The organism is Bradyrhizobium sp. AC87j1 (assembly GCF_002936975.1).
GTDB lineage: Bacteria > Pseudomonadota > Alphaproteobacteria > Rhizobiales > Xanthobacteraceae > Bradyrhizobium > Bradyrhizobium shewense.
Window position 1 is genome coordinate 24,321 of sequence record NZ_PTFE01000091.1, and the last position, 7,018, is coordinate 31,338.

The following is a 7,018-nucleotide window of genomic DNA, read 5'->3' on the forward strand; positions in this document are numbered from 1 at the left end:
CATGCCAATGCAAGGGAATGTTCTGGCCGGTGAACAGGACAAGCTCGCTTTGCGCGTTCTGTCCGGGCCAAACCTGGGCGCGGAGACATGGCTGGGCGAGGGAACGTGGCTCATCGGTAGCCATGATAAGGATGACCTCACCTTCGGCGATCCGGAACTGGTCGGTTCGCATATTCGTGTTGTCATCGAGTCGGGGAAAATCCAGATCACTGCGTTCGCGCCGGGCGTGCTTATCAACGGTCGGGAGTGCACCACACACAGCCCGATCACCCTTGATCCGTTCAGCCCCGTTCGTGTTGGTCGCACAATCTTTAGCCTGGGCCCGGTCGGGGTCGGCTTTCCGGAGGAGGATCGCGTACTAGAGCGCCAGGGATTGGATGCGAGCAGGTCCCTTTCAGATGCAACAAAGCCATTGGCGTTGGACTGCCGACGATCACGTCTCACGGTAGGCTCGATACCGTTGCGGTTGCGGCTGGGGGCGGGGGTTTGTGGCCTCCTGATGATAATATGTGGCGCTTGGGCAGGGATGGAGCGGCTTCACTCCAGGGCGTTTTCTGCCGCTCTGGCCACTCAGCAGATCGAGCCGCAGACGGCTGATCCTCGTGGGTTGGAAATCGCACCCGACGTCAGTATGCGGTCGACTGCCGGGGAACCGGCGATCGACCTGGAGCCTGGAGAGAATACCGACAAGAGCCAGTCTCGATGGCAAGATCCCAGGCTCGCGGCTGACGTCACAGCAAGGCGAGCGGCCGCTACCAAACTATCTCATGCAAGGCTCATCGACCTTGCAGCTACGATCTTGCACGCTTTCGATATCGACGGTCGCGTTCGAGTAGAAGGTGCAGGCGAACTTACAGTGACGGGATACGGTCGTAGCGATGCCAAAGTCGAAGCGGCCCTTCGTCGTCTGCAGCAGGACATCCCGGGCGTGTACAAAACCAATGATGAAGTGGCAACACCCGATCGGGCACGCGCCTTTCTGCTGGCGGCGGCATCCTCCGATCTCCGCCGGTCCATCCGCATCATCGCAAGGCCAGATGTCGTAGCCGTGTCTGGAACGCTGGCCTCGGCTACATACGACGAGTGGAAAGACATTGCCGCTCGGTTCGAGGAAAGATTCAGGCCCTATATCCGGCTCGAGTCGCGGTGCGAGCTGATGGTATTGCCGGCGGTGCGAGGGGTGCATCTGGGCCGCGCACCTTTCGTGGTCGTTGAGAACGGAGCGCAATTGAAAGTGGGCGATAGCATCGATCACATCGGCAAGATTGCAGCCATCGACCACGATGGACTTGTCATGCGTGTCGGAGAATCGAACCTTCGCATGCTCTATCGAGGCAACCCAGAGTGGGTAACAGAGGATGATCAACGGTGAAGAGTGCCCATCGTGCTTGAGCTGGAAAAGCAGCTGCAAAATGATGTTGATGGCTCCAGCAAAGCTGTCATCATTGGAGACCTCCAGAACTGGAGGCAGGCCCTGAAGCGTGACATTGATAGCGGCGTCACAACGCGGCAGTTCGAAGCACTGCAGGCACTACTCGACGCAATAGATTGCGCAACAGAAGTCGTTGATGCTACATGGATACGGCATCACCGCGAAATAGTCCGCTGAATAATGAGAGGTGAAATGGACTTCGGCAGCATAACCAACTCTATCGGTCGATCCGTCGGTCAATCGGAACGCAGTGTGAGAGAGCGTTTGGCAACCATGAATCCAGACGACACCATGGACCAGCTTCGCTTTCAGCTCTCAATGAGCCAGCACACGACACTGTTGAACTTGAACTCCACCATCATCAAGGCGGTTCACGACGCACTCAATGGTATCATTCGGAATATTGCCTGATCTTCATCGGTTGGTTTGGTCGTTCGGTGCCGGCACGATATCCGGGCTGATGGTCAAGTCCGGATATCCTGATCAGGCCTGAATCGACCGAGCGAAATCGAACGCGACTGATGTCACCTAACTTCCTGCAACTTCGTCATCTCCGCTATTTCCTGGGCATCGTGGATTCCGGTAGCTTTACGGGCGCGGCAGGCATGCTGCACGTGGCGCAGCCCGCTCTCAGTCAGCAAATGACTGCCCTTGAAGCTGAACTTGGCGTCGCACTGCTCCAGCGCAGTCAACGTGGCATTCGTCCAACTGCCGCGGGCGAAATCTTCTATCGCGAGGCGGCATCGATCATCGAGCAGGTGGATCAGCTGGGCCGCGTCGTCCGGTCGGTGGCGGAAGAACCGGAAGGCCTGGTAAGGCTTGGCATGTTGTCAGGGTTTACGGTGTGCTGGGTTCGCGACTTTATGCAAGCCTGCCGGATGGTCCTGCCGAAAGTGCATCTCCGTCTGGTTGTGGGGGACATTCTGCGCATGAGATCGCTTATCGCATCGCGCCGGGTCGATGTCTGCTTCGTCCTTGAAGATGAGCCTATCCACGGCCTGGCCCGGCGGCCGCTTTTTCACCAGCCACTATCGCTGGTTGGACCTCTGTTTGCCGAAGATGTCGCGCATACCATTTCGCTCGAGCGGCTGGCTCACCTTCCTCTTGTGCTGCCGATACGACCCGACACAGTTCGCAGCGCGTTGGACCGGGCGTTCGAGGAGGCCGGTTTGACTCCCAACTGCGTCGCGGAAGTCGACACGTTTGCCAGTGCGCTCTCCCTGGTCCAAGCTGGCATCGGCAACGTGATCGTTCCGAGGATCGTCTTCTCTGACGTACCGGGACATGGCCGTCTGAGGCTGATCTCGATAGATCCGCCGATCCATGTGACGGCATGCCTGATCTCGTCCGGCAATACTCCGCTGCCCTTCGCGGCACAGGCGGTAGGTGACCTCCTGGCAACCCATGTGGACCTTGCGCAGAACAATGGCAGAGCAACGTGAAGAGCGCCGCGCCTTTATCGCCGCAAGGCGTTCCGATCGTGAGGCTGCTTCACACGAACCATCAATCGAGTCCGCCTCGCATATTGCCATCGAGCAGGGGAGGGACCTGGGACTCAGGAAACGTTCTGGGTACCGAAATTGAGCCGGTGACGGCCGGGATTGCCGGCTCTCGCCGAACCTTTGCAGCTTGTTCGCGCTTTGGTGAGGCGGCCTCTCGTTGCGGTGCGGGCGTGAGCTGGCGGCCGAGCTCGGGCGCGAGCGATTCGAACTTCGCCCGCAACTCGTCGGTTAGGGCTCCCGCCTCCGCGTCACCTTGAAGCACCAGAGGATTGAGTAACACCAGGAGCTCAGTTCGCTCTTTGGTTTGTTCAGTACGCCGAAATGCCGCTCCCAGAAGCGGAATGTTCATCAGCAAAGGAAGCCCGGAATCGGTCCGAGAGCTACTATCCTGCATCAACCCCCCAATTGCTATCGTATCCCCGTTTCGTGTCGATACGGTGCTCTGCAGGCGGCGTAGCGAAATCACGGGGGACTGGATACTGGTGAGCTTGTTCTTGTTAGCGGTGCTAACCTCCTGAAAAGTATCGAGTGTGACACTACCGCCTGCGCCTATTCGAGGCGTAACGGCCAAAATTACTCCTGTGTCACGCAGTTCGACGTTGCTGATGATCGGAGCGCTCTCGCTTGCCGGGGATTGGGATGATCGCGACAAGATGGGGACCTGCTCGCCGACCTGGATCGTCGCCGGCTGATTGTCGACCGCGAGAATGCGTGGCGCGGATACAACCTTGACGTCCGCCACCTCGCTCAGCGCGTGCAGCACAACGTTGGCACTTGTCCCGGGAAACACATAGGACAAGCCACCTTTTGGAATAGCACCCAGGCCGCGAGAGGACAAAAGATAATCCACCCCGTATCCGAGGCCATCGTTTAGCCGGACCTCCGCGACAATTGCCTGGATGAGAACCTGACGAGGCTTGACGTCAAGACGGCGGATTGCGGCATCGATGATCTTGGCATCGTGCGGTGCCGCCAGAATAACAAGCGCGTTCTGGCTGCGATCCGCCTGGATCCGCACCGGCGCCGACAAACCGAGACTGGCCGGGACCACCACGGCTTCGTGCTTTGCTTGCGCCATCTCCCGGTTCGAGTCGGAGCCTTCGTTCGCCGGGCTGGACGGGTTGGGGAGAAGGTCTGATCGACCGGGCAGGCTTGCCACCGGCACCTTGCCGGATTCTCCGGCGGGCTGTGTGGGCGCTGCCGCGACGCCCGGCTCAGCGCCGAAGATTTGCGCCAGCACCTGCGCCACTTCGGTCGCCCTTCGGTACTTCAGTGGCCGCACTTGAACGTTTGCTGCTGCCTTCGACGTTCTGTCCAGCTTCTCGATTGTCTCGCGCGCGTACTGGAGTGCCGCCTGATCGTCGGCAACTACAAGAATGCCGTTCAACCGCTCCAGTGATGCAAATCGGACTCGCGCCGGGCCCTCAGGATTCTGATTAAATAGAAAATTGAGGTCTTTCTCGACCGCGGCGGGACTTGCCTGAGCCAGGGTATACAGTGCAAAGGACTTGTGGAGCATGCTATCGATGTCCAACAGGCCTATGAGTTCACGAGCGGAATTAACGCCACCGGGCGGCCCGCTGATCGCGATGCCTCGTTTTCCGGGGGCAGGCGCCAAATGAACGTTTTCCTCGACGTTTGGTCGGATGACCTTGATGACATCGACTGGATCGACATAGCGAACGGGAATTACCTTAACATCGCCGCGCCCTCCGTCAGCGAGGTCAGCCAGGCGCGCCACCCTGACTCCCCGGTCAACTGCCGCCAGTCCGTAACCAGACTTTCCCAGCACTTCGTCCAGCAGTCGCGGAACATCACTCGCCGCGACCTTGCCGGAAGTCCGGAGCGTTATCTTTCCCTCTACGCCTGGATCGATCACAACGGGCATGGCCAAGATATTGCCGACGACGTCATTCACGACCCGCCGGATATCAGCATTGACGTAGTCCAGACTGACGCGCGTGCTATTGGTGGTGACCGGTAGCCGACGTTCCGAGGTTTCGGCAGGCGGGGCAGATGGTTGGGTCAACACCTCAAAGCCGCCCGCGAGCGAAGCGCCCTCCGAGTATGTATGTTCGGACATCTTCCGAATGCCGCTCGGCGGGTTCAGTAGAACGCTGCGCTCAGCGGTCGAGCCTGCGCATCCGGTGAGGAGTAGACAAAGAAACGTGAGTACCGTAGGGCGCGATGAGGGGCACACTTGCGGAAGATGTTCATTCATTCAATGTTTCCATGTGCCAGCGCAAAGCCATCCTCTTGGGCTTTGGCAGCGCGAGCGATGTTGGGCTTGGCGCTCAGCGGCGAAACTTTCCCGAGGATAAGACAAATAGCAGCTTGATGATTCTTCCGAGTGTGAGTACCGGAGACCCGCCAAGCTGCAAATTAATTCATCGATATGAGTCCATAACGGGAAGTGATGGAGCTGCGAGTGCTCCGTGCTTTGATTCAAGGATGGCCGCCTGGATCAGCAGGAGCGGTATTCACCGCGGGGCACGTCTCGATGAGTTGTTGCCAATCTTGGCCGTTACCGACAAATCGCGAGATCGCGGACACAAGCCGGACCAACTCTTGCCAGGCAAATCTCCGCTGCCATTCGCTCCAAACGCCGCGTTGCATGCCGTCGTTGGATGAACGATCGCGATGATCATCGATCACTTCAAGCCGTGACCACTCGAGTGCCGTCGGCCGCTCCCGCATGACTAGTACAAGCGGGCTGCTCTCGCGACTGTGCAACACTCACCTGATGCGCCGGCACGTGACGCGCGTTAGATCGTCCCGCGCTTCAGATGATGAGTCACGCCATGTCAGGGATCATCGATCTCCTTAGCGTAAGCGCGATTTTCCCCGCACGTTGACGCCTGCGCTTTTGACGGATGGTCTTCGTATCGGGGGCGGCGTCTGGCCTGTTCAGGCAGTGGCGGTTTTGGGGAAGTTGAAGGGCAGCAGGTCGGTGATATCGGCGTCGCCCGCGCGCTGAGGCAATTCGGTGAGGACGTGGCGCAACCAGGCTAACGGCTCGACGCGTGAGGCGCGGCAGGTCAGCATCAGGCTGTAGACGACGGCGCTGGCCCTGGCGCCCTCGACGGTGTCGCTGAACAGCCAGCTCTTTCTGCCAGTGGCAAAGATTCTGATATCACGCTCCAGGAGATTGTTGTCGATCGGCATCCTGCCGTCCTCGGCGTAGCGCGTCAGATATTCCCATTGGTTTCGGGTGTAGGATATGGCGTCGCCAAGCTTGCTGTCCGGCAAGACCTTCGGGGCGATTTGATCGAGCCATTCCTTGAGGGCGTTCAGGACGGGAATGCTGTGTTGCTGGCGGAAGCGGCGAATGCATTGATCTGGCGTTTCGCCTCTGTCTGGTTTTTCGTCCCGCGCCTGCCTTTCAACCCGGTAAAGCTGTTCGAAGAACCGCAGCGCCTGCTCGGGCGGACCGCCGCCTTTCTTCCTCGCCTTGAGGGCATCGACAAAGCGTCGCCTGGAGTGGGCCATGCATCCAATGTGGGTTGCCCCTTCCAGCGTGCGCCAGGCGGTATAGCCGTCACTCATCACGATGCCACGGTAATCGCCGAGAAAGGCCTGCGGGTGGATTTGGCCGCGGCCTGGCTGATAATCCAGAAGCACGATCGGCTGGTCGCTGTCCTCGCCGCTGCGATAGGCCCACATATACGATGTGCTGGTGGCCTCTCTGTCCTTTTCCTTGAGGACCTGAACCGTCGTCTCGTCGCCATGGATGAGGGGCTGCGATCTGAGCCGCAGCTTCAGGGCGTCATAGATGCGGGAGAGATGCTTCTCGCTTGAGCCGATCACCCAGTGGCCCAGAGCGCCGCGGCTGACAGCAACACCGGCGCGTTCGAAGGCCTGCGCCAGGCGGTAGAGCGGCGTGCCATCGACATATTTATGAACCAGCGCGAACGCCAGCGTTGAGGCCGTGGCAACGCTGCCCGGCAAGGGCTGCGTCGGCATCGGCGCCGTCACGACAGGGGCGTTGATCCCGGTGCGATCGCAATGGCGGCACCCATATTTGAAGCGCACATTCTGTAAAACCTTCGCCTTCATATGACGTTGCTCGGTAACGGCCTCGCCC

6 protein-coding genes are annotated in these 7,018 nt (G+C 59.4%); 4 read left to right on the forward strand and 2 right to left on the reverse strand.

Annotated features, from left to right (window positions below):
* The first annotated feature begins 1 nt into the window (after position 1).
* From CV770_RS32640 to CV770_RS32655, 4 genes are all read left to right on the forward strand, one after another.
* A complete protein-coding gene (locus CV770_RS32640; RefSeq protein WP_104465278.1) occupies positions 2–1,372 on the forward strand; it encodes an FHA domain-containing protein in 1,371 nt (456 codons plus the stop codon).
* 12 nt (positions 1,373–1,384) lie between these two features.
* Positions 1,385–1,609 (forward strand): EscE/YscE/SsaE family type III secretion system needle protein co-chaperone, encoded by a 225-nt coding sequence (locus CV770_RS32645; protein ID WP_161500050.1) that lies wholly within the window; start codon positions 1,385–1,387, stop codon positions 1,607–1,609.
* A gap of 15 nt (positions 1,610–1,624) precedes the next feature.
* On the forward strand, positions 1,625–1,843 hold the full coding sequence (locus tag CV770_RS32650; protein WP_161500051.1) for an EscF/YscF/HrpA family type III secretion system needle major subunit: 219 nt from the start codon (positions 1,625–1,627) through the stop codon (positions 1,841–1,843).
* 110 nt (positions 1,844–1,953) lie between these two features.
* Positions 1,954–2,874, forward strand: a complete 921-nt coding sequence (locus CV770_RS32655; RefSeq protein WP_104465281.1) for a LysR family transcriptional regulator — start codon at positions 1,954–1,956, stop codon at positions 2,872–2,874.
* A 61-nt stretch (positions 2,875–2,935) separates the two neighbouring features.
* Here the strand turns inward: CV770_RS32655 and CV770_RS32660 are convergent, their stop codons facing one another.
* Together CV770_RS32660 and tnpC are read right to left on the reverse strand one after the other, a co-directional pair.
* Positions 2,936–5,017 carry a secretin GspD/PilQ domain-containing protein gene (locus CV770_RS32660; protein ID WP_161500052.1) on the reverse strand — a complete coding sequence of 694 codons (2,082 nt, stop codon included), beginning with the start codon at positions 5,015–5,017 and terminating at the stop codon, positions 2,936–2,938.
* Between the two features lie 824 nt (positions 5,018–5,841).
* Positions 5,842–7,018, reverse strand: a 1,177-nt coding sequence (tnpC, locus tag CV770_RS32665; protein WP_104465284.1) for an IS66 family transposase, incomplete at its 5' end; no start/stop codon positions are given.

Bases quoted from the DNA above. Each gene is read 5' to 3' on its own strand.
- CV770_RS32640 (WP_104465278.1), top strand. From the start codon at position 2: ATGCCAATGCAAGGGAATGTTCTGGCCGGTGAACAGGACAAGCTCGCT.
- CV770_RS32650 (WP_161500051.1), top strand. From the start codon at position 1,625: ATGGACTTCGGCAGCATAACCAACTCTATCGGTCGATCCGTCGGTCAA.
- CV770_RS32655 (WP_104465281.1), top strand. From the start codon at position 1,954: ATGTCACCTAACTTCCTGCAACTTCGTCATCTCCGCTATTTCCTGGGC.
- CV770_RS32660 (WP_161500052.1), bottom strand. From the start codon at position 5,017: ATGTCCGAACATACATACTCGGAGGGCGCTTCGCTCGCGGGCGGCTTT.